Source organism: Parendozoicomonas sp. 2304DJ65-17 (genome assembly GCF_058148445.1).
The window spans coordinates 150,788-173,787 of sequence record NZ_JBYVJV010000005.1; the positions used below are offsets into that span (position 1 = coordinate 150,788).

Genomic DNA, 23,000 nt, shown 5'->3' on the forward strand with positions numbered 1-23,000 from the left:
GCTTTACTTAATGAGCTTCACTGGCTTCAACAAAATGCTGGCGATCCAGCTGTTCTTGCTGCTTGCCGGGATTAAATGACACCACCGGGCGGTGATAACCCATCACTCGGGTCCAGATTTCACAGGGCTGACGCTCATGGTCTTCCAGGGTAACTTTGTTCAGGTTCTGTTCTTCAGCGTGCATATTGTTCTCCCTTGTTATTGTCAGCTATTAAGCCTGCTCAAGCTTTCTGCGTTTTTCTGCCAGAAGTTCCTCATCACAGCGGGGACAGAACTGATGTTCGCCAGCCAGATAGCCATGATGAGGACAGATTGAGAATGTTGGAGTGACCGTTATGTAAGGTAACCGGAAAGAGCTGAGTGCCCGCTCCACCAGCTTTTTACAAGCCTCAACCGATGACACCTGTTCTGCCATATACAAATGCAAAACAGTTCCACCTGTGTACTTGCACTGCAGCTCATCCTGCCTCTGCAGAGCCTCAAAAGGATCATCGGTAAAACCTACAGGTAACTGAGAAGAATTGGTGTAATAAGGCTTCTCCAAAGTCCCCGCCTGCAGAATACCTGGGAAACGTTTACGGTCTTCCTTTGCCAGCCGGTAGGTTGTGCCTTCTGCCGGAGTGGCTTCAAGGTTATACAGATGTCCGGTTTCTTCCTGGAATTCGACCATGCGGGCACGGATATGATCCAGAAATTCCACGGCAAACTCATGGCCTTCTGGCGTAGTCAGGTCATGTGCACCTTCAGAGAAGTTGCGCACCATTTCATTAATACCGTTCACTCCAATAGTGGAGAAATGGTTACGCAAAGTGCCAAGGTAATGTTTGGTATAGGGGAACAGGCCGTTATCCATATAGTGCTGAATAACTTTTCTCTTCACCTCCAGACTTTCTTTTGCCAGATCCAGCAGCTCGTCCAGACGGTTGAACAACGCTTCTCTGTGACCAGTATGAACATAACCCAGCCGGGCACAGTTAATGGTGACGACTCCCAGAGAGCCAGTCTGTTCTGCCGAACCAAACAGGCCATTGCCCCGCTTTAACAGTTCCCGCAAGTCCAGCTGCAAACGGCAGCACATGGAACGCACCATGTTCGGGGAAAGCTCAGAATTAAGGAAGTTCTGGAAATAAGGCAAACCGTACTTGGCGGTCATGGCAAACAACAGGTCTGCATTAGGGCTATTCCAGTCAAACTCCGGTGTAATGTTGTAGGTGGGAATGGGGAAAGTAAATACCCGGCCTTTGAGATCACCTTCAGTCATCACCTCAATATAAGCCCGGTTGATCATATCCATTTCGATTTGAAGATCTGCGTAGGTAAACGGCATCTCTTCACCGGCAATCACAGGTATCTGTTCTTTCAGATCATCGGGGCACACCCAGTCAAAGGTCACATTAGTAAAGGGTGTTTGAGTACCCCAGCGGGATGGCACATTCAGGTTATAGATAAACTCCTGAATATATTGCTTCACCTCCCGGTACTCGAGATTATCTACTCGGATATACGGTGCCAGATAAGTATCAAAGGAACTGAATGCCTGGGCACCGGCCCACTCGTTCTGCAAAGTACCAAGGAAATTCACCATCTGACCAACAGCACTGCTCAGATGTTTGGGAGGTGCCGATTCCACCTTACCGGGTACACCGTTAAAACCTTCATAAAGGAGAGTGCGCAGAGACCAACCGGCACAATAACCAGACAGCATATCAAGGTCATGGATATGAAGATCACCTTCCCGGTGTGCTTGTCCTACAGATTCTTCATAAACATGGTTAAGCCAATAGTTGGCAGTGACCTTGCCGGATACATTCAGAATCATTCCACCGAGAGAATATCCCTGGTTGGCGTTGGCACTGACCCGCCAGTCTTTACGGTCAAGATACTCCTCAACAGAGGCTTCCACATCCAAAAGGGTTTTCTCGTCCTCCCGAATATCTCTATGGCGGGCACGATACAGGATATAAGCCTTAGCGGTATCGAAATAACCGCTGACAGCCAGCACCTGCTCAACCATGTCCTGAACCTGCTCCACATCGGAGACTTTATCTCCCCAGAAGCGGTAGCCAATCAGCTTAAGAACTTTATCGGTAAGTTCTCTGGCTTCCTCCTGGTCAAACTCACCTGTGACACGGCCAGCCTTGAGAATGGCTTTGAATAGCTTGTCTTGTTCAAACGGTGCCCGCTTGCCATCACGTTTAATAATGCTGGCAGGCAGCCCTCGTTCCCCCTGAAACACTTTTGGTTCCATTCACTTTCTTCTTTATAAACATTGGATGGAGAGTAGTTTCAGAAATGGCAGAAGACTGCGTATTGATGCCTGTCAGCAAACGCCCAAGATTACTGCAAATAGTTAGTAAAGCTAACATACGTGCCATCAAAGGCCAATTCAATGAATTAACAATCTGTCAGCGGGTCTTACTTTGCATCGCCAATGAAAAGAGGACTCCAACATGGATCTCATTAATATATTACGCCCCCACCTTGAACCACCTGAATCATTACCCTGGACCGTCGTCCCCCGTGCCGAAGAAGGTAAATTAAACCCGGGAATTCAGGGAACCAAAAGATATAACCGTTGGGACATGGCGATACGAGCTGGCCACGCAGTTATTCGAAATGCCCATACCGAGTCCTGTGAGAATATGGCTCAAGTAAAAGGCCAAGCCACAAGTCTTTACAGTAAAGACATTAAACAAGCCTGTTTTAGCACCCCAACACCACTGGCTGTGGGCATTACAACAGGTGGCCTCTCCTATGGTTTGTGCGAATACAAAAAAGACATGGGACCAGTGAAGACCGGCCTTTGCACTTTTGTTGGAGGAGCAGTTGGTTTTGGCACAGCAGCTGGATGGGAGTATGCCAAAACTCCTGAACACAGAGTGAGAGAAGCCCGTAATACAGCCTTCAAAGACTTCTGTGAGCATGAAGTCAAAGTATCCGATAGAGAATACGTGGTTGTTAAATTACCGTTGGATATAAATGCCACTCGAGCACGTCACAAACAAAAACCATTGACCTTTTCTGATGAAGATATCAGCAGGCACATCACACGATACACCGGCAGACAACGTAAGTTGGTTCAGCAAAATGGTCGAATCAGAGATCTCTACATGCTCAGGGAATCTTGTAAGCGCGAACAGGAAGCCTGTGATGCAGCAGAGCAGGCGCTGGCAGAAAAGAAAAAAGATCTGGACGCTAAGCAGGCCCGGTTAAAAGAAACTCCATCACGCTCCACAAATCTTTTAAGGCAAAGGCAGCAAGCAGTAGAAACAGCTCGACAGCAACACACAATTGCAACGTCTGACCTCAGAGCGGCCCAAAGCCGAATGAACAGCGAGCTGAACAAAATTAAAGATATGATGGATTTGCTAACTGAAAATGACTGGCATTTGATGAACAAGCATATGGTTCCTTTGATGCAGCTCGAGCAGCTAAGAGATACTCGTAAAGCGATAGCAACTGATAAAACTGCTTATGCTACGAAAGCAACCTTGGCAGCTACAGGTCTTGATGATATTGCCTTGAACGGTACCTATCCAGAAACAGATCCTCGAGATGAGGAAGAGGTAGACCTTTCTCAACTGCCACCAGTTCCCACAGAGATTTACGATGATAAATATGTGGAAAGGCTGCTCAGCCAGCTACCTCCTGTTCCCACTTCCATCCCCGAGCATATCGAGGGTGACATTCCGGATGAAGACGAGGAAGAGTAATTTCCTTGCCAAAAGCCATAATGAAAAAGCCCTGATAATCAGGGCTTTTTCATATCTGAAAGAACTTCTAACGTGTCGCAATTCCCAGTAAATCAAGCGCCGATACAATTCCCAGAAGAGTCTTTCCTTCTGTAACCAGCACACGGTGAATATGGCCTTTCACCATGGCATCGGCCACTTCTGAAAGGGGCATCTCAGGATCAACCCGGAATACAACAGGAGTCATGATATCGGTCACCATCACATCCTGATCTATAGATTCATGGAAGGTGCGCATCTCTTCACGGGACAACGCGCAATCCAGCAACCCCTTCTCAAAATTATCGTCCCTGGTATTTAAATCCAGTATGCCGCTACCAGTCTGGCGCACAATATCGGTCACACTGACCATCCCACACAACTGACCGGATTCATCCACCACTGGCGCACCGGAGATATCGTGGTCGGTCAGAAACACCGCTAGACGTTCCATAGTCCAATCCAGAGGAACAGTTTCTACATGGGGGGTCATAACATCAGCGGCAGTCATGGAAGCCCATGGAGAAAGCGGTGTGACAGACTGAGGAAGAGGGTTATTGAGTTCTGTGTGCATGGCGGTGATCTCACGGTTATACGCTTAAAACCGGGAACAAGCATGACACCTAGTCGCGGAAGTTACTGACGACAATTCCTGTCAGGAGTCTAGTTATTTTCCCGTACCTGTATGATCAGTATGCACCAGACGACACCGGCTTTATTGATGTAAATCAATAAAGCCGGTAGCACGAACGTTTGATTAACTAAACAGTAGAGTCTTCACCAATACGGCTGGCAATAGCACTAGTCTGCCCTTTGTATTTGGCATTAACCCGTTTGTTGTAGGGCTTCATGGCGGGGCTGCTCAGGGTTTCAAAATTAATGGCTCCAATTTGCATACCCGGCCGCAGAGCGAGGGGCAGTTTACCGCCATTAAAGAACTCCAGAACAATCTGCCCGCTCCAGCCCGGATCAATCCGGTGCGCGGTAACATGCACCATCAACCCTAAACGCGCCAGAGAAGAACGGCCATCCAACCAGCCGACAATATCATCGGGCAGGGTTACGGATTCACGGGTTACCGCCAGTGCCAGTTCTCCGGGATGCAGGAAGAAAGCGTCATCCTTCTCTAACACAATTTCTGTACTCATAATGGAGTTCAGAGTGCGCTCAATATCTTCCCGGTTACCGGAAAGATCAACGTAAGGTGCCACATGGTCGTTAAACACCCGGAAACTGTTCCCCAGGCTTAAGTCCACACTCACGCCACTGATGTGATCATCATCCGGGCGCGGATCAACCTGAATTCTGCCGCTGTCCAGCGCAGCAATAATATCGCGATCACTCAGTCGCATAACTCACCTTATTGTTACTGATGCTTCCGTACTTTCAGGTTTAGTCATCAGAAATAGTGATTGTAGGAATCGGAGCCGCCTGTCGATTCAAAATCGCCAGCAAAGCTGCGGTACGGCGAGCCGTATCACGGTACAGTGTGGCTTCTGTAGAATCTGTCTCTGCGGAGCCACTATAAGCAACAACGGTTGGCATACCGGCATCCACATGCTGACGAATAGACATTGATAAAGGCAAAGCCCCCAGCAGTTCTGTGCGATACTCATCTGCCATACGACTGCCGCCGCCTTCACCAAACAGATGTTCGGCATGGCCACAATTTGTGCACACATGTACCGCCATATTCTCAACCACGCCCAGCACCGGCACACTGACTTTGTTAAACATTTCAATGCCTTTACGGGCATCAAGAAGCGCCAGATCCTGTGGCGTAGTCACAATCACACTGCCAGCCAGTGGTGCTTTCTGGGATAAAGTCAGCTGGATATCACCAGTGCCGGGAGGCATATCCACCACCAGGTAATCCAACTCGCCCCAAAGAGTCTGATTCAACAACTGCAATAAGGCACCGCTGGCCATAGGCCCCCGCCAAACCATTGGGGTCTGTTCCGTCACCAGGTACGCCATACTGTTGGATTTCAATCCATGAGCATCGATAGGAACAAAGAACTGTTTGCCATCTACTTCTTCAACGCCTGGCCGCGTATCTTCTTCCACGCCTAGCATTTTACCAATGCTCGGGCCATAGATATCCGCATCCAGAATACCCACTTTGGCGCCATCTGCGGCCAGAGCTAAAGCCAGGTTCACCGAGGTTGTGGATTTACCCACACCACCTTTGCCAGACGCAACAGCAATAATATTTTTAACTTTTTTCAGCCCCATTTCTTCACTGATGCGGGGCGCTGAAGGAATACGGGTGGAAAACTTAACAGCGACTTTATTTACTGCTTCATATTGCAGCAGTTCATCGGTAATCAACTGTTCAAGCTGACCATGGCCGCCATCGCAGGGATACATGACCCCCAGTTCTACAGCGGCTTCACCGTTACTCACATTTACACTGTCAACTTCCGTCACCTGCAGCAGGCTGTCTTTCAGCCATGGGTCCTGCAGGTTACGCAGAATACCTTCAACCGTTTCTTTGGAAACCGGCCCTTGGAAATACACTGTCATTGTCGTTCTACTTCCTAATGCGCATTTAACGCCAATTGCCTGTGCCAGGTTCTTTTCAAGAAACCTGACTTACAATTCTTTCATTGCCCGGAGAAATTCATCACGGCCACCTTCAGGGTTAATACCGTGGTTCTCCATATCATCTCGCAGTTTACGTTCTGCAACAGCCTGGGATTCCTGCACTACATCTCGGCGGTTGGGATTTGCCAAACCTTTAAGAATTTCTGCTTCGAGGTCTTCTCCCGACATAATGCGTTCACAAAGAATATTGTAATTACGCTCAAACACCGGGAAAGCCACCTGCTGCGGCTCCCCTTCCAGCAAAGACCAGCCGGTTTCCTTTGCTGCAAGATAAACAGCCACATGGGACCAAAGCCCATCGCGGGTGCGGTTTCTGGCGTTGCAGGCTTCATAGTAAGCTTGCAAAGGTTCCTGCAGACCCAATTCATCAAAGCGCAGTTTACACAGCTGGCGTATGTCTGCCAGATCTGGGAAAAAACGTGCCGTATCAATAGCTTTGCGGGCCGCACGCAGAATGCGGCGGGGAGGATAACTTTTCAGAGACTGCAGCCATACCCGTTTAGAGGCATCAACAGCCTGATTATCAGGGAAAGCTCTGCGATACTTGAGAGGAAAGGCACCTTCCAGCAGGGTAAAGACGGCATTTATTGCGTCAATATGATCCTGCCCCGGTGGCTGACGAGACTGGGATTGCTGCTGACCGCCCCGTGGCGGTTCAGTCGTCAAAGTCGAGGAGTGGCCCGTTCGCCCAGCTCCTGTCTGTAAGTTTCTCTTCTGTTGATCGAGGAGAGTTCGTGCGTCCTTCACTCTGTTCCCTCCGCCATTGATAAATGACGTGTTTTACAAACCGGTAGTCCCATGCTTTTCGAGCCTCACCAGTACTCAGCCAGTACATTTTAAAGTCTTCCAGCTGCTTTTGCGCGTAATCCAGCGGGATACCGTCATTCTGCAGCAACTTCTGGTAACACCAGGCTGGCGGATTATAATCGCCGGAAAGAGGGGTGGCACGAGCCTGGGTTGTAACCGGCGTGTCACGATGCCGGGACAGTATATTATTCTTTGCAGGCTGAGAGCGACCCGTCAGCTCTGCCATAGCCTGATCTGGGTTAATCTGTTCAGCAGAATAGTTAGGCTGGTATTGCTGCTGGGCCTGTTGTCTTTGCGCCCGCTGCTGTTGGATCTGCTGTTGCTGGGACTGTTGTTTCTGGAGCTGTTGACGCTGAGCCTGCTCATGTTGCCGCTCCAGACTTTCCAGCTTTCCTTGTGCGGCTTCCAATTGTCTTTGCTGATGGCGCTGCTTATCCTGCTTTTGGATCAACAGTTTCTGTTGTTCACGAGCAGTATCACGCAACGCTTTTAACTGTTTTTCCTGCTCGGCAATCAAGTTACGAGTCTGCTCAAGACTGGCTGCTGCTGATTGTACAGCGCTATTCACCTCAACACTTTGCTGCTCAATCTCTCTCACCCGCTGCTGGGCTGGTGCAAGATCAGGTACGAAAGACTGATGTGCAGAATCCTGATATTCAGGGTTCCGGGGCATGACCTCCGGCTCAAACGCCTGAGCAGACTCCTGCACGGGCGAACGTTCAGACTCGAGCATGATTTCAAACAGGCCCTTACCTTCACGATTCATCCTGCGTTGCAGATTGTCAGAATCTCGGTCACCCATAAACATTCCTGGATACGCACCACTCTAAAGTTTGTCAGATGAAGCGGTAAAGAAAAGGACTGATCTCTTGGGTACCCCAATGACCAGCAACAAAATACAAACGGCTATTCTTTAGTTTACTGCGGGAGGGGGATGCTCGGCCACCAGTATTTACATCATTATGAAATAACGGAGAGATCGAAAGAAATCATTGACGACAGATGACGCTTTGAAAACGCACCTGAGGCACTATGTACACAGAGTCCTTCGGCAAGAAGGAACAACTTTTGACATGACAAGGCGCAAATCCAACTGTGACACAACACCCACTTTGCGTGAGATCCTCCCAAACCAGGCTCCGGTAGAGCTGTTGCTGGAAGCTGACCCGAATCTGGAAAAAGTTCAAAGCTATCTGAAAAGCTCTCGCTGTTTTGCCGCACAATATGATGAACAGATTGTCGGGGTTTGTGTACTTATTCCGCTGAAAGATGATGCGTGGGAGCTAATGAATATCGCTACCCACCCTGAGCGACAGGGACAAGGTATTGGTGCTTTACTTTTAAAATATGTGATAGAGAAAATCAGCCAACAGTGCCGCCGTCTAGAAGTGGGCACCGGCTGCTTCGGTTACCAACTGGTCTTTTACCAAAAAGCCGGCTTTCGGGCAGACAGCATTGTTAAGAACTTCTTTCTGGATAACTATCCCGAACCCATATTTGAGGACGGGATACAGCATAAAGATATGTTCAGGCTGGCGATCAACTTCCCATAAGCTTTACATGTTGCTAAACATCGAATGGATAGCCCAATCCAACTTGTTTTTCTTTTGTTGAGGCGACAGGCTCTGTATAGCAACCCCCTGAGCTACGCCTTTCCATAACACATAACCAGAAGTATCCAGCAGTTGAACAACGACTGAAACCTTGTGCTGACCATCAGCAACCGGAAGACCCGGGGTTACACCCACAGCGTTCAGCAGTTCTTTATCATCGGCAATAGCATCCGACGCTATTCCAAAACGCACAATAAGAACAGGTCCACTTTTGACAGGAGCTTCATTATTCAGGCCCATTGTTGCCAGGTGCTGTTGGAGGGATTGCTGAAGAACCGGAAGAATATCTCCCTGGGCATTGGCAAGACCAGCGTCGCTGACACTGACCATGACAGGTTGCCACGCCACCGATGCGTACCGGGATATATCGAACTGCTTGCTTTTTACCTCTGCAACAGTAACCACCGATGCTTCATCCGGGAAACTCTGAAACTGGCTACAACCGCCCAAAAGAACGCTTACTAAAGCAAAAGCTAATACTTTTTCCATTATCTCACCCCGAGTTACTAGAGCGGAGGTTACTCTTAAAACTATCTCCTTGTCAGCCTGAGAAGTGCCTATGGGAGAGCCATCAGGCTCCCCCACTTGCCTTTACAATATTGCTGAGACTGTGGTCAGGCTTGATACGTTTTCACAATTTGAGAGAACGTATCAAAATCTATAGCTGCGGAGGATTGATCAGACATCATGCGCGTATAAATAATGTACATTTCTTCTACACTTAGCTTCTGATCTCCAAACATAGACGTAATCGCCTGAAGAACCATACTCACCATTTTCTCTGAAGCATTTTCGCTTGTGGCTTCATCTTCCTGAACATCCTCGCCACCAGCCTGTGTTGCGGGCAGCGCATTGAGGTCAAGACCTGCTGCAGTAGCTTCAGAAACCTGGTTTATATAGAGACTCAAAAGTTCCAAAGCTTCACTGCGCCCTGTACCTTCCAGAAGCGGAGAGATTTCGTTAATAGCTATTACTCCTGCCTCACTCGTGCCAGTCTGCTCAGTTAATCCAATGCCATCCCCGAATGAACTCAATCCCGAATTGGGAGATGATACGGATGATTCTGCTTCAGTATTTTCATCAAATGCAAAGTCATTAATAAAGGCTGCTTCGTTACCATCCAGAAGTTCCGAATCAGTATTTCTATTACGAGACAACTCATCCGCAAGCTGGTCATAGTTCATTGGACCCCAGTCACCGATTGCAGATCGCACATACAGGTAGCCTTCTTTACCCGTATGAACCAGATCGTTCACGATGCGTACACCTTCATCAAGATAGAAATCTTCAAGGGTATAGCCATCAACGGTATAGCCAGAAACAAGCTGCCCTTCTGTAGAGTAACTGGCGTTACGGTTCCGGATATTTTCATTATCAATGTACAGCTCACCGGAAATGGTTGAGAACATCAGGTCACCGTCACTATTCATATTTCTGGCACCCTGGCCAAACACATTAACGGAGTCCTTTTCCTGAACAAAAACATGATTATCAGTTTTGTTCACCATCTCCAGTTGCTCAACCTCAATATCAACATCCTGAACACCCAGAATACCGATGCCCTGGTTGGCAATCATGCTCAGGCTTTGAGAGGCAATATTGCTCTGCTCATCGAACAGCTGGCCGATTTTTACATCGCCATAGTATTCAACACCGTTAACAACAACCGTTGTATGGAGGGAATCAACAGAGCGAGTCTTTTGCGGATCTATCTTGCTGTCGTAATCAACTTTACCTTCACCAATCTCGAGGTTATCCCGAATCTGTCCAGTTTCAGCAATGACTGTGGTATGAGCCTGTCCTGACAACCTGGACAAATCAATATGTGCTTTGGCTCGGTACACAATATTGCCATCACCACTGGTTTCAGCAACTGTGCCATCGGTCATGTAAATAGAACCGTCCAAAGTCTGGACTGTAATATCACCATCACGGGTCACTCTGAGATCTGCATTGGCTTCCTGCAACACTGCATCCTGAGCCAGAATACTGATATCACCAGTGTCGCTGACTAGATCAGTGTCTTCTTTGATTCGAACATCCTGGCCTGTGCCACCTGCCTCAAGACGGATGCTGCCGGTGCCCTGAGCGTAAATACCAACACCATCATCAGGAATATTTCCATCGTCAACAGTGATCGTACCATCTGCAGTGGTCACGCTGACTGAACCGTTATTATCAGTACGAAGATCACTGATAGCCTGATCGGTGACCTGCTGGGTAGTCCCATCAAGCTGAACACGCTGGATACTGATATCAGTTAAGGTGTTTATCTCAATATCATTGCCTTCATTAATATGAAGACCACCGCTGCCAGCCCGGCCGGCAAATGTTTCTACAGCCGTTTCCAATGCATTACTGGTTCCTGCTCCAGTACCGGCATCAATTCTTAACTGGCGGGCGATAATATCTATCTGCGAGTCACCGGAATCGGTAATAGAACCAGTATCTGTTGTCAGGCTTGCATTTCCAGAACCCGCATTTAGTGCCGCTAGAGCAATGGAGTCAGCGGCTTGAAGCCTGATACTTCCAGACTGGGCCGTTACCAGAGCACTGCCATCAGACTGTCGGATATTTCCCTGCTCAGCCAGCAGGTCAATAGTTCCCCCATTCTGGGTGGTTACCTGAGCTACAGATTGCAGATCAATACTACTTTTCGCCTGCAGGGTAATGGACTGCCCACTGTTTGTGGAAACTGATGCCCCTAAATTGATGTTGCCGTTGTCAGATTTCAGCAGGATATTGCCAGACTCGCCAACACGCACATCACCACTGGTGGAGATATCCCCGGCTTTGTTGCTGACAAGAATATTGCCGCTAGACGCGATGTTAAGCCCGCCGGAAAGAACATCCAGATTATCTTCTTCCTGAATATTGATAGAGCCTTCACTTACAGAGCCATAAACACGCTGAACCTCTGTATCAATATCATTCAGGTCAGTACCAAAACCTTTATTTGAAGTGAACTGGAGTTCTGCAGCGGTTACATCAATATCTGTTTCACCAACATCATAGATACCACCAAGCTCAGCTGTCATGGTCACTTTGGCACCAGGAGTACTCACATCAGCAATATCTATATTCTGTTTCGCATAAAGAGAAACATCAGAATTTATGGCTGAAATATGGCTGGTATCAACCTGAGTAATATTTCCTGTTTGAGCTGTGACATTCAGCCTGTTACCCGGTGCTGCACTGCGAATCGATATTTCTGAATTTCTGTCCTGGGTAACGTCATTTCGGGCAGTGATATTAACAGCCGAATTCTCCGTGGAGATTCGGCTGTTTTCAGCCTGCAAAACAGAACCGGTCTGGGCAGTAATATTTAAAGCATTATCCAAGGCCGAGTTCTGAATAGCGATTTCAGAGCTCTGAGCCTGAGTCACATCAGCTTTGGCTGTAATACTCAGTCCGGAATCAAAAGTTGTTACCCGACTGTTCTCTGCTTGCGAGACAGATCCAGTCTGGGCTGTAATCTCCAACGCATTATCTGAAGCCGTGTTCTGAATAGAGACCTCAGAATCCTTTGCCTGAGTTACATCAACTTTAGCTGTAATATTCAATCCGGAATCAAACGTTGTTATCCGGCTGTTCTCAGTCTGTACGACAGATCCCGTCTGCGCAGTAATATTTAAAGAATTATCCAGAGCCGTATTTTGCACGGCTATTTCAGAGTTTCTACCCTGAGTCACATCAATACTGGCTGTAATGTCCAGATCAGAGTCAAAGGTAGTGATACGGCTGTCTTGTTCCTGAGAAACTGATCCGGTTTCGGCAACAATATCCAGGGAGTTGTTTACCGATGTATCTGTAATCGCAATCTCTGCACCGGACATCTGCATCACATCGTTCTTGGCAGTGATACCAACAGAGGAGTCAAAAGTGGAAATTACACTATTCTGCCCCTGTGTTACCGAACCAGCTTCTGCAGCCAGGGTTAATGATTGATACTGAGCACTCTCTTCAATACTTACCTCAGCGTTGTTTTCAAGAACAACACTGTCTGCAGCAGTGATTTCTACACTGCCTCTCTGACTGGACACCTGAGTGTCACGTTCAATAATGACATCTTGACCGACTCCGTTGGCATCAAGACGTATGTCACCAGAGCCATCGGCATAAATACCTGTTTTATTATCGGGTGAACCACCATCAAAGACACGAATTGAGCCATCAACAGTTTCAATGTTGATTGAGCCATTACTGCGAGTAACAACATCACTGAGACTCTCATCAGTCACAACTGTTGTGGAACCATCAGCATTGACCCGGTTAACATTAATCGCCGCAAGCGTATCAATCGTAATATCGTCATCTTCAAGCAGAGAAACACCATCCTGACCAGTGCGAACAGCCAGTTTCTCTGTAGCGATCTCTAGAGAGTTGCCCTTGCCGATTCCGGCTCCGGCACTCATGCGCAACTGAGTAGCCTCAAGATCCTTATGAAGATCCCCTGAGTCTGTGACTGAACCAGTTCCAGCAGACAGACTGATATCCCCAGCCCTCATCGATGAGACAGCAATCGATGTTCCCGCCTCAACTCTCACACTACCACTGGTACCCGCAGTTATCACAGCGCCATCGGTCTGGCTGACTGAACCTTGTTGAGAGTAGAGATCAACACTGCCGCCATCGCTGGTCTGAATAGTTGTGCCTGCCAGCTGGGTAATACTCTTCTCTGCCAGCAGGCTGATAGAATCTGCCCCTTGGGTAACCAGTGAGGCATTTGCTGTTAGATTGCCTTTAGATGACTCAAGTCGAATATTGCCTGCACCAGCAATGTTAATGGCATTATTAACAATAAGGTCGCCCTGCTGCGCCTGAAGAAGTACATGCCCGTTACCATTAACGCTTAACCCACTGCCGTCAATCGTCAGATCATTGGTATTCTGAAGACTAATACTGCCACTTTTCGCAGTGCCATTGATTCTGTTGATCTCTGAATCAATGGCATTATTGTTTTCACCAAAACCAGCAAAAACAGTAAACGACACATTTTCAGCAATCAGATCAAGGTCTGAATCACCAGCATCATAAACACCGCCAGTCTGAGATGTGAGGGTTACTTCCCCGGTTCCCGAATTGACATGGGCAATAAACATATCCCCATGACTCTGGAGTTCTATATCGCCGTTCTTTGTTAAAAGGCGGGAACCATCAAGCTGACGAATAACACTATCCGTACTATGAATCTGCAGAGTACGACCTGTAGCTTCCGTGGCTATTGTTCCACTGGTTTGCATCAGGCTACCTGCCAGATCAAACTCGATATCACCACTCTGCGCGGAAATATTGCCAGAAACGGTAACACTGCCACCAGCTTCAGTTTGACTCAGCATAATATCACCTGATGTCGCAGTGAGATCACCATTAAACTGGGCATTTAAACGTGAGGTAATAGTCCAGTCAGCAGCTGAGAAATTATTCACCAATACCAGTGAATTGGCATACAGACTGACCTGGGTAGCATTGAGGGCATATGTTGAAGCTGATGTTCTCAATGTGAGAGTTTCATTACCACTACCCAAACGAGCGTTGGAGATACCGGCAAAGCGCTCTGAATTAACTATCGCATCATAATCAATATTACCCAGATATAGCTGATTAATACCGGTATCAAAGGTGATGGTAGAACCATTGAGGGTGAAACTATTACCGTTGAATGTGATGTCGCCACCAGCCTGATCAACATAATAGAAGGTGTTGCTGCCACCATTTTCTGTCAGGGTCACATCGGCCGCAGCAACGATGACATAGGTATCGTTACCACTGCCGAAGTCAATGTGGCTAATCTGGGGAACATTGTCTCCACTGTCGATGCCACTATCGACTTCATTGTCTTCAGGATCAACGACCTCACCAAGGGTTAAAGTACCAGCAGCACTTTGCATGGAGAACTTATTACCTTGCCGATCATATTCAAGGTTGATATCCGACTGCACCTGACTCATATCAAGCCGGCTGAGGACACCATTACCACCGATATCGTCGTTACCAAACCCTTCCGCGAGAACAACGGTCAGGCTGCCACCTGCCATGAAGGTTCGAATTGTGTCGTCACCAGTTCCAGGGGTGAGAGTATGGGAGCCTGCACCATAAAGAGTTATAGAATCGTTACCAGTTCCAGCATCAATAATTGCATTCCTACTGTCATTAATAACAATAGTATCGTTGCCATCCCCGGAGTTTATAACAGCTGTACCGTTACCATTTATTTTAATGGAATCATCGCCACTGGTGCCGGTAATCAGTGCGTGGCCGCTGCCAGAGTAACTGATAGTTTCAACATTCAAGAATTCAACATTGGCTGTCACTGAACTATCAATAACAACCCTGTCCAGGCCGTTGCCGCCATCAATTCGGATAGTGTCATTCCCATCAATATCCAGCTTGGTGATCTTGCCCTGAACATCAACAACCAGAGTATTACCCTGCTGACGAATCCGGATGGTTTCGTTGACATCTTCCCTGTCGTAATTACGCAGGTATGACTTTTGGCCAACGTGAACATCGACAACATTTCCAGTCTTTGCCGCTACGTTAGGGGGAGGAGCATCTGGCAGAGGAAGCCTGAAGCCAATAGGAATAGATACGTCTATCTTGCCAAACAGGTCTGCGCCGATGGATAGCTCACCATCGCTGGGGTCAAATGACAGATCCAGCCCAGCACTGATTGTTCCACTCTTCTTAAAGGCAGGAACAATGGTGATGCTCTTACCAAATACCTTGATTTTAACAGCATCAATACCAACAGACGCTGTAACACTCAGATCAGAATCGAGATCAAATTCACCACTGCTATGCATTAGTTTCAGTGTTGCAGTGGCTGATGCTCCAACACCTATGGGGCCAAAACTTGCGTTCAATCCAGCTTTTACTTGAAAGGAGAATTTGAAGTCACCATTGGATTTCAGGTACTGAACATTCACTGCACCTTTTAATCCCGGAACCTCAACATCAGCTCCAAGATTCTGAACACTGAATATTCCGTTGCTGTAAGCAAAAGTGATATCACCTGGCTTCAGGTCAAACAGAGTCCAGAATTTAACATTAGTGTCTGAAACACCAATGCTGACAGACTGGTTACTCTTAGTGGCATCCAAATTGAACACCATATTGCCACTTACTGTGACAAGTTCGAATATCTCCGCTTTACCATCAAGAGCCAGGTTTGTTTTTATGCCCTGCCCTAATAGAATGTTACCTGTTGCTCCAAAGTTACCCAGACCAAACAGTCCGATGTCACCCTTCACTCCAAGGGTAAGCCCAGAAGTATCACCAGAGATGATGATCTTCTCGATATCAACAAAGAACTGGTCAACAAGGGTTAAAGAGCCTTTATCAGCACTCAGGCTGAAATAAGGTCCACTTTGTCCTGCACTGCCATCAACATTCGCCTGAGTACCGGGAATAGTTACTGAGCTGTAACCAAGCAAGGGTTGGAAATCTTTCGCAACAGTAAAAGTAATATCGCGGTTTGTGCTATTAGCTACCAGGTTGAGACTGCCATCGAAACCTATGAGCCCGGGAACATCAAAGCCACCCTGAGTCTGCAGGCTTATCGCTAATTCCTGGTCGGTTATGGAATCCGGGTTTTCAGGGTCGACAACAACCTTACTGTAAATCACCCCTTTGGCATTAAAGTTCAGCTTCCCAGCACCATAATTAACGCTCAGATTTCCGTCGAAAAGTATTTGTGTCACTTCACCGGAGCTATCCAGCTGGAAGGTTCCTTCCAATCGAATCGCTGAAAATGCATCAAAGGTGAAAACAGCCTGCCCACGCAGCCCTATTAACTGATCGCTGAAATTCAGTAGTACTGCACTGTCAACAACGTTCTTTTTGGTCGTGGCAAGCACGAGACCGGTTTGGTCTATACGGCCGTTACCGTTAAGGTCAATTCCAGAAACTGTTTCACCTTGATAACTCTTGGCAAAATCAACCGATGCAAAATCAGCAGGATTTTCTATTTCAGAGACTAACTTAGTGTTGATGTTAAGCTGCGCCCCCTTCAGTTCGAAGCCTAACCCCGGCACATCAACAATAGGTATCTCACTGAGAGCACTGGCATCCAACTGAGACGTCATTGCAAAGTAAAAATCAGGATTAAATACACCTGTAGCACCAGGTTCTACACCTTTAAAATCAGCAAGAAGAGCCAATCCAAGTTCTGCCTCAACACCTAGGTTAAGCACAAGGCCTCCCAGGTTGACCGATGCAGTCAAGTCTTTACCAACAAGGGTAATACCATCAACACCATCAATCGTGGAACCATCAGTCAAAGTCACGGTTTGGGAGGAAAGCTTTGAAATCGCAATACCACCAGAAATAGTAACCACTGATGTGCTAGTTCCTGGTAGAAATACGTCAATCGAGGCATCTTCTACGAATAGGTTGAATGCCTGACTATTGAAGTCCATGGCAATCGGTTCTTCACCATCAACTGCTGGCAACAGGTAACTACCACCGTCAAAACTGCTGGTAAAATCAATGGCTGGAGCACCGAGGGCTAAAATAGCAGCCTGGGTTTTCGGGTCCAGCTTGGGGAAGTAAGTGAAGTTGGCTTCAAGCTCAAGGCTCTCATTCGACGTTATATCGATAACCTTAAATTTATCACCCACACCCGTCGTGAAAGTTGCACTACTGGTTATTGCTTTAATGGCGATAAATTTGGGAACAAATTTCTCAGCGCCAGAAACAAGGCTTGCAGATGTTGGGGTACCAATAAACAGCCCAACATTTGCATCTGTTAGTTCTGCTTTAACAACACCAAGATTCATTCTTACGGTAGCGTTGGTCACCGAGACGGCCAGAACATCTATCTCACCAGACAGACTGAACTCATCAGGAGCTCCCCACTTCTGCAGATTGCTCTTTACATCAACATCAACCGCTTTCACTTTGCTGAAGGCAAAATCGCCTTCGATTTCAGCAACACCTGCAAGATCAAGAACCCCGTGCGCAGAGATCAGCTGCAAATGATTATTGAAATCCAGATATATCTTATCGTTGGGGTCAGAACTTGTGGAAACTGCATAACCAAGAGGGTCACCAAAATCACTGTTTGAGAAATCAATACTTGGTTTAACCGCTGTGTTACTAAATAACTTACCGGTATTCAGGCTGATGGAAACATCAGTAAATTCTGCAGTACCCCCACCAAGCCCAACAAATTTGCCTTTGTCAGCCCTTACAGACAGAGCCTGGAAGCTGGCATTAAAGACAGCAGCACCTGCCGCTGTAGGTGTAAACGAGGCATAGGCAAAATCAACGCCCTCAAGGAGCATGCCAGTGGAGCCAGAATTTAAGCCATCAACACCAAGGAACCCAAGATCTCCAATACCGGCAAACACAGTAATATTCTGCCCGCCAGCCTGAAGACTCTCTACTTCAACATCATACTCCAGACCTGCTCCAGAGTTGTCTTTAACCTTAACAGTATGGGTTGCACCTTTACGGAAGGAAAAATCCCCTTTTGCAGCCACAAACCCGGCAATATTCAGAGTGGCATCCATCAATGAGGCAGCCACCAGCTCACTGCCAGCGTGATCGATATAAAGTGACTGATTGCCAACAAGTAATTCGTATCCGGCAGGATCTATTTTCCCGTCACCATCCGTGTCGGTGGTCTCAGCCTTGAAGCTGTTTTGAAAATCAATAACAGGAGTACCGGCGTTGCCAGGCCACGCTTTGCCAGAATTAATATCAATTCGAATATCTGTAGCTTTAACTGTAAGCCCATCAATACCCCTGACTTCAACCGTTTCCGCCGTCGCAGAAATTGCCGTGAAGCTCATAAGGCCACTAAGATCCGGACGCGTGGGGGAGAGATCCAGATAGGCGAAAGTCACACCACCCAGCAACAAGCCAGAAGTATTGCTATTAGACAGGTTACCATCTGCTTCAAACCCGCCATTGATACCAACAAAAGCCTTCAGGTTTGTTCCGGCTATAGAGAAGCCACTGACTTCTAAACCTTTAATAACACTGGGGTCATCCAGGCTGTTCAGGAAATCGGCAGCTCCACCCAGCCCCGATAAAAGGCCACTGATATCAGATGGAAGACCGGTGACTACATCAACTGTTGATGTCCGCCCCTTCTCAAGGCTCAAGTCGCCATAAACATGCACAAAATTCAAAAGGCTCATACGACCATTAATCAAAGTGGCTTTCATGATCTGGCTGCCGCCAAAATCCAGCACAATAGGATCAGAGCCATCCGCAACGGGGACACTTAGTCCCTGATCGAAGCTTTTCTGGAAATCTATGGCTGGGCCACTCAGAGGTAGCCAGTTACCACTGCCATTTATGCTTATAACAAGTTTGTCTGCACTGAGAGAAAACAGTGAGTCAAACCCGACCAGTTCAAATGAGCCGACTTCTGCTTTCAGAGCATAAAAATTGGGCAGACTGTTAGCTAGTTTGGTTTCCACATCAGGAAGACTCGGTAAGTCTGGCAAACTGATGTCTAAATCCAGGAAGTCGGCCGGTAGATTGAAGTAGGCCATACCAAAACTGGCATCTTTAAACGACAAACCTTTTGCATTACTGTTTGTCTCACCCGGGCCGTCAAACTTACCATCAAAGTTATGGTCAATCTGTGCAGGACCACCATAACCAATAAAGCCAGATGCATTGGTTACGCTGATAGTCAGATAAGTACGGTCAATAGTCAGCTCAGACGGCAGCCCAAGTTCACTGGAAAAGCCAGTTGCTACTTTAATGTCGTTAGCAACAGCAGCATCAATTTTGATAGAACCCTGGAAATAAATAAAATCAGCAAACTCAACTATTGCCTGATCCTGAACACTACTTGATTCACTCTCGAAGTAGTGGCTATTCAGCTGCTCACCAAAAGCATTGGCGCTCTCTGTACTCGCAAAGCTAATTTTCAGGCCGTTACCCAGCTTACGGTATACCAGCTTGATTCCGGTATCAGTCTGTTCGATCTGAAAATAGCCACTGCCATCACCATCCAGTGCAAACAGGCCATCAGCTGAAGAGAGCTTCCCCTCGACGTCACCATAGGTCATGATCTGGAAGCTATCACCTTCCTGCAGTTCATACCCGTTGATCAGCTTAACTGACAACTTACCATCAAGAGTTGCCAACCCATCAACCTGAACCTGGTCAAACTCCCCCTCTGCCGTACCGCCTATTTCAATGATCAGCTCAGAGGTATCGGTATACTGGACACTGCCTGCTTTCACGACACCTGGCGAGTTACCTGGTCCCATAACCCCATGGTTAACAAGCTGGCCCTGAATATCGCCATTACCCGTCAGCTTCTGCCCCTGTTCAACAACTAGGCCTTTATCGGTTTCGACAAGCTGGTCATCGATAGCAATATTATCCTCTTGTGAAGCAAGACTGCTGAGAAGCTTGGGCTGAAAAGAAGAAACAACTTGACTGCCAGACTCCTGATCAGAGGGTTTTTCCATTAAGTGGACATCTGAAGTCTCAGGAGTATCTACCATCAAAGGCATCAATAGAGGGTCAGCAGAAAGGAGGATTCTTTCTTCAAGCTGCTCCAGCTCATGACTCACATTGCGATGTTTTTTTATTTTGTTATCCATAATTTTTCCGCTGAGCCTCTGGAGTCAGTGCCCGAAATACCCTAAATAACTTTTACACTAAGCCTGTCATACACGCCGATACTGATGAAGCGTGCTTACTGAATCGTTTCCATATACCCGCTGACACCCAGTTTTATTGCGCCGTCCTGATTATCGAACAGAACAATAAACTGAATCAGATTACTGGCCGGGTCAGTTACAGGGGAAATAAAAGAGATGCGCCCCTGTTTTTGTAGCGTGCTGTCACCCGCATTGATATTGAGAACCACCGATTGCCCGACAGCAAACTGTCGTGCAACGGCCTCTTCAACATTAGCTACAAATCGTCCTTGCGATGAATCAACCAGCCGCAGAATTGGCTTATTGGCCTGAGCACTCTCCCCTTTCACAAACCATACAGAGGTGACAACCCCTGAGAAGGGCGCCTTGATTAAGTGCTTATTCAAAGTTTCCTGAGCCAGGTGATACTCAAGTTCTTCCCGCTTTTCATTCGTCAACAACAAGTCTGCTTTTGCTGACTGCAAAAGGTACTGAAGCTGCTTTTCCTTTAACTCATCGCCACTGACAGCACCACTCTCGTCGTGGAGGGTTTTGGCATTTTCATAAAGTGTCTGATAAATAGCTGTCTGCTTCTGAGCGGCATCTAGTTCGCTGGTGTCTTTCCATAAAAGCAAACGGCGCTTAACTTCTAACTGCTCAGCCAGAGACTCAATACCCACAAGAGTATCGCCCTCTTTGACTTGCTGTCCTTCCGTTACATAATGCTCAGAAATACGGCCTGTGACAGACGCTCCCAGATTGACGTCTCTCACCGGCTCAGTAACTCCGATAATCTTTGAACTGGCTAAACCGGAGCCAGACAAAGCGGAAGTATCAGAGATTGCAGGCGAAACGAATTCCATAGTTTCGTCTATTAACAACTCAGAGAATTCACCCTCTTCGAGGGCAGTGCTGGCAACAACAATCTTTGCAAGGAGCAAAAGAAAAATACCGGCAAACAACCTCATAGAGGCAGCTCCTTGTCTTGCTCAGGAATCAGGGACTCATCAATATCAAAATGCGTGAGCAAAGATCCTTCCACTTCTTTCAGCTGGAAAATTGCTTTCTGATAGCCAATCAGCGCTGCAAGCAGTTCTGCACGGGTAACCTCCAGGCGGCGCTCGCTCTTAATCACATCATCAATGGAAACCTTACCCTTTTGGTAGCTGTTACTATGGATAGAAAACAGTTTTTCGTTGATTTCTTTTACTTTCTTCAACTGAATAATATTGTCGTATTTATTGCGAATATCTTCAGCCAACGTAGAAATCTGGTTAGAGAGTTTTACCTCTGTATCTTTGATCGCATAAAGGGCCTGCTGTTTACGTGCGGATGCTGCGCCAACCTCTCCACGCCCAAGGTGATTAGTCAGGGGAATATTAAACTCCAGCCCAACGGCATAACCGGGATACTTACCGGTGAAGGTGTCACTGACAGAGTTACGGAAATCGTTATCCAGACCGTTCTGGTGATAACTGGCAACCAGGTCGAGAGAAACAGATGTCTGGTCTTTGGCAAATACCAGCTTCAGGTTTTCCTGTTCCGCTACATACCTGGAAGATAAAAGCTGAGGGTTGCGCTTTTGGGCAACATCAAAACTACCAGCACTATCGACAGCAGGAGTCTGCAATGAAGAGATCAAAGCTTCAAAGTCTCTATTATCTGTTTCAATAGCCTGGTAGGCAGGATCAACCGTAACCGCCATAAAATTCTTCAGCTGGTTCATAGCTGCCACAAACTGTTGCTTACCCTGGGTAAAAATCGCTTTTTCAGCAGCCAGGCGGGATTCAATCTGCATAACGTCAGTCATGGGAACCATACCCATACGAACTCTTTGACGACCGTGTTCAAGCATATCCTTCAGCAAGTCGATACTGTGCTGACTGATTTTCAAGTTGCCCTGAGCCTGATAGAAATCCCAATAGGCCTGAACCGCGTTATTACTTTCTGCAAGGCGTAATCGTCTGAAGTCCTGATAGGCGACATCTTCACCTTTAAGGGCAATATCCCGCTCAAGGGTTGCCGCTTTCCAGTTCCCTTTCAAAAGGGGCTGCCTGACCTTTACACCAGCTTTGAAGACATGCTCCTTGCCATAAACAAACCCTGGCTGAACACTGTTTCTTAAATCCTGGCGGTTCAGCTCCAGCTCCAGAGTGGCACCGGTTTCAATTTTCTTATACAGGTTGAGATTGTAGAGCTTGTTTTCTTCTTCAAACTCCGACAGCGAAGAACGACTCAGAGATTCCTGAACAGTGTTTCGCTGTTGATTCTTTTCTTGTGACAGGCTGCCTTTCAGGCCAAGATCAAATGCACCTTCTTCCTTCTCTGTTGCATAGCGGGAAATATCCCAATCAAGCTCACCAGACTGAATCCGGATATTATTGCCGGTCACAATATCCATATACTGGTTGAGTCCAAGAGTAAATTTCTTCTCTTCAGCCTTGGCAGTAGAGGCGATTGCAATAAAGCCAGCCAACACAGTGGCAGTCATTTTGGCAGAACGCCCATGCAATCGGTTTCTTTGATTTTTCAACATCTGCGATTTTTTCCAGACTTAGAAATTTGTTCTTGTTGTGTTGGCTGGCAAAACTAATTGATGCCCGCTCTTGTTGTAATTACTGCTCAAA

The 23,000-nt window shown here is 47.2% G+C and carries 13 protein-coding genes; 2 read left to right on the forward strand and 11 right to left on the reverse strand.

All coding sequences use genetic code 11. The features are described from left to right. Positions 1 to 7: 7 nt before the first annotated feature. Both nrdD and ACY2RR_RS14380 read right to left on the reverse strand, forming a co-directional pair. Positions 8 to 184 (reverse strand): anaerobic ribonucleoside-triphosphate reductase, encoded by a 177-nt coding sequence (gene nrdD / locus ACY2RR_RS14375; protein ID WP_490108847.1) that lies wholly within the window; start codon positions 182 to 184, stop codon positions 8 to 10. 27 nt (positions 185 to 211) lie between these two features. After that, positions 212 to 2,248, reverse strand: a complete 2,037-nt coding sequence (locus ACY2RR_RS14380) for a ribonucleoside triphosphate reductase (protein ID WP_490108848.1) — start codon at positions 2,246 to 2,248, stop codon at positions 212 to 214. A gap of 202 nt (positions 2,249 to 2,450) precedes the next feature. Between ACY2RR_RS14380 and ACY2RR_RS14385 the strand changes: the two genes are divergently transcribed. Beyond that, positions 2,451 to 3,713: a hypothetical protein gene (locus tag ACY2RR_RS14385; protein ID WP_490108849.1), complete on the forward strand. Its 1,263-nt coding sequence runs from the start codon at positions 2,451 to 2,453 to the stop codon at positions 3,711 to 3,713. Between the two features lie 67 nt (positions 3,714 to 3,780). On the opposite strand, the gene ACY2RR_RS14390 is transcribed toward ACY2RR_RS14385, so the two are convergent. From ACY2RR_RS14390 to ACY2RR_RS14410, 5 genes are all read right to left on the reverse strand, one after another. Beyond that, positions 3,781 to 4,305, reverse strand: a complete 525-nt coding sequence (locus ACY2RR_RS14390) for a CBS domain-containing protein (protein WP_490108850.1) — start codon at positions 4,303 to 4,305, stop codon at positions 3,781 to 3,783. A 187-nt stretch (positions 4,306 to 4,492) separates the two neighbouring features. Continuing rightward, positions 4,493 to 5,083: a dCTP deaminase gene (gene dcd, locus ACY2RR_RS14395; protein WP_490108851.1), complete on the reverse strand. Its 591-nt coding sequence runs from the start codon at positions 5,081 to 5,083 to the stop codon at positions 4,493 to 4,495. A gap of 40 nt (positions 5,084 to 5,123) precedes the next feature. Further along, positions 5,124 to 6,257, reverse strand: coding sequence for an iron-sulfur cluster carrier protein ApbC (apbC, locus tag ACY2RR_RS14400; protein ID WP_490108852.1), 1,134 nt, complete (start codon positions 6,255 to 6,257; stop codon positions 5,124 to 5,126). A gap of 69 nt (positions 6,258 to 6,326) precedes the next feature. After that, positions 6,327 to 7,004 (reverse strand): replication protein P, encoded by a 678-nt coding sequence (locus tag ACY2RR_RS14405; RefSeq protein WP_490108853.1) that lies wholly within the window; start codon positions 7,002 to 7,004, stop codon positions 6,327 to 6,329. Continuing rightward, positions 6,994 to 7,947 carry a DnaT-like ssDNA-binding domain-containing protein gene (locus tag ACY2RR_RS14410; protein ID WP_490108854.1) on the reverse strand — a complete coding sequence of 318 codons (954 nt, stop codon included), beginning with the start codon at positions 7,945 to 7,947 and terminating at the stop codon, positions 6,994 to 6,996. Before ACY2RR_RS14410 ends, ACY2RR_RS14405 begins: the two co-directional genes overlap by 11 nt. A gap of 271 nt (positions 7,948 to 8,218) precedes the next feature. Here ACY2RR_RS14410 and ACY2RR_RS14415 point away from each other — a divergent pair, with 271 nt between their 5' ends. Next, positions 8,219 to 8,698, forward strand: a complete 480-nt coding sequence (locus ACY2RR_RS14415) for a GNAT family N-acetyltransferase (RefSeq protein ID WP_490108855.1) — start codon at positions 8,219 to 8,221, stop codon at positions 8,696 to 8,698. 3 nt (positions 8,699 to 8,701) lie between these two features. On the opposite strand, the gene ACY2RR_RS14420 is transcribed toward ACY2RR_RS14415, so the two are convergent. The 4 genes from ACY2RR_RS14420 to ACY2RR_RS14435 all read right to left on the reverse strand — a co-directional run bounded on the left by ACY2RR_RS14420 (position 8,702) and on the right by ACY2RR_RS14435 (position 22,909). Next, entirely contained in the window at positions 8,702 to 9,247 is a 546-nt protein-coding gene (locus tag ACY2RR_RS14420) for a DUF4136 domain-containing protein (protein WP_490108856.1), read from the reverse strand. 125 nt (positions 9,248 to 9,372) lie between these two features. Then, on the reverse strand, positions 9,373 to 20,334 hold the full coding sequence (locus ACY2RR_RS14425) for an LEPR-XLL domain-containing protein (RefSeq protein ID WP_490108857.1): 10,962 nt from the start codon (positions 20,332 to 20,334) through the stop codon (positions 9,373 to 9,375). Positions 20,335 to 20,429: 95 nt separating this feature from the next. Continuing rightward, positions 20,430 to 21,341 (reverse strand): efflux RND transporter periplasmic adaptor subunit, encoded by a 912-nt coding sequence (locus tag ACY2RR_RS14430; protein ID WP_490108858.1) that lies wholly within the window; start codon positions 21,339 to 21,341, stop codon positions 20,430 to 20,432. Further along, the gene (locus tag ACY2RR_RS14435) at positions 21,338 to 22,909 is read right to left on the reverse strand and encodes a TolC family protein (protein ID WP_490108859.1); all 1,572 of its coding nucleotides are present in this window, start codon (positions 22,907 to 22,909) and stop codon (positions 21,338 to 21,340) included. Before ACY2RR_RS14435 ends, ACY2RR_RS14430 begins: the two co-directional genes overlap by 4 nt. Positions 22,910 to 23,000 lie beyond the last annotated feature (91 nt).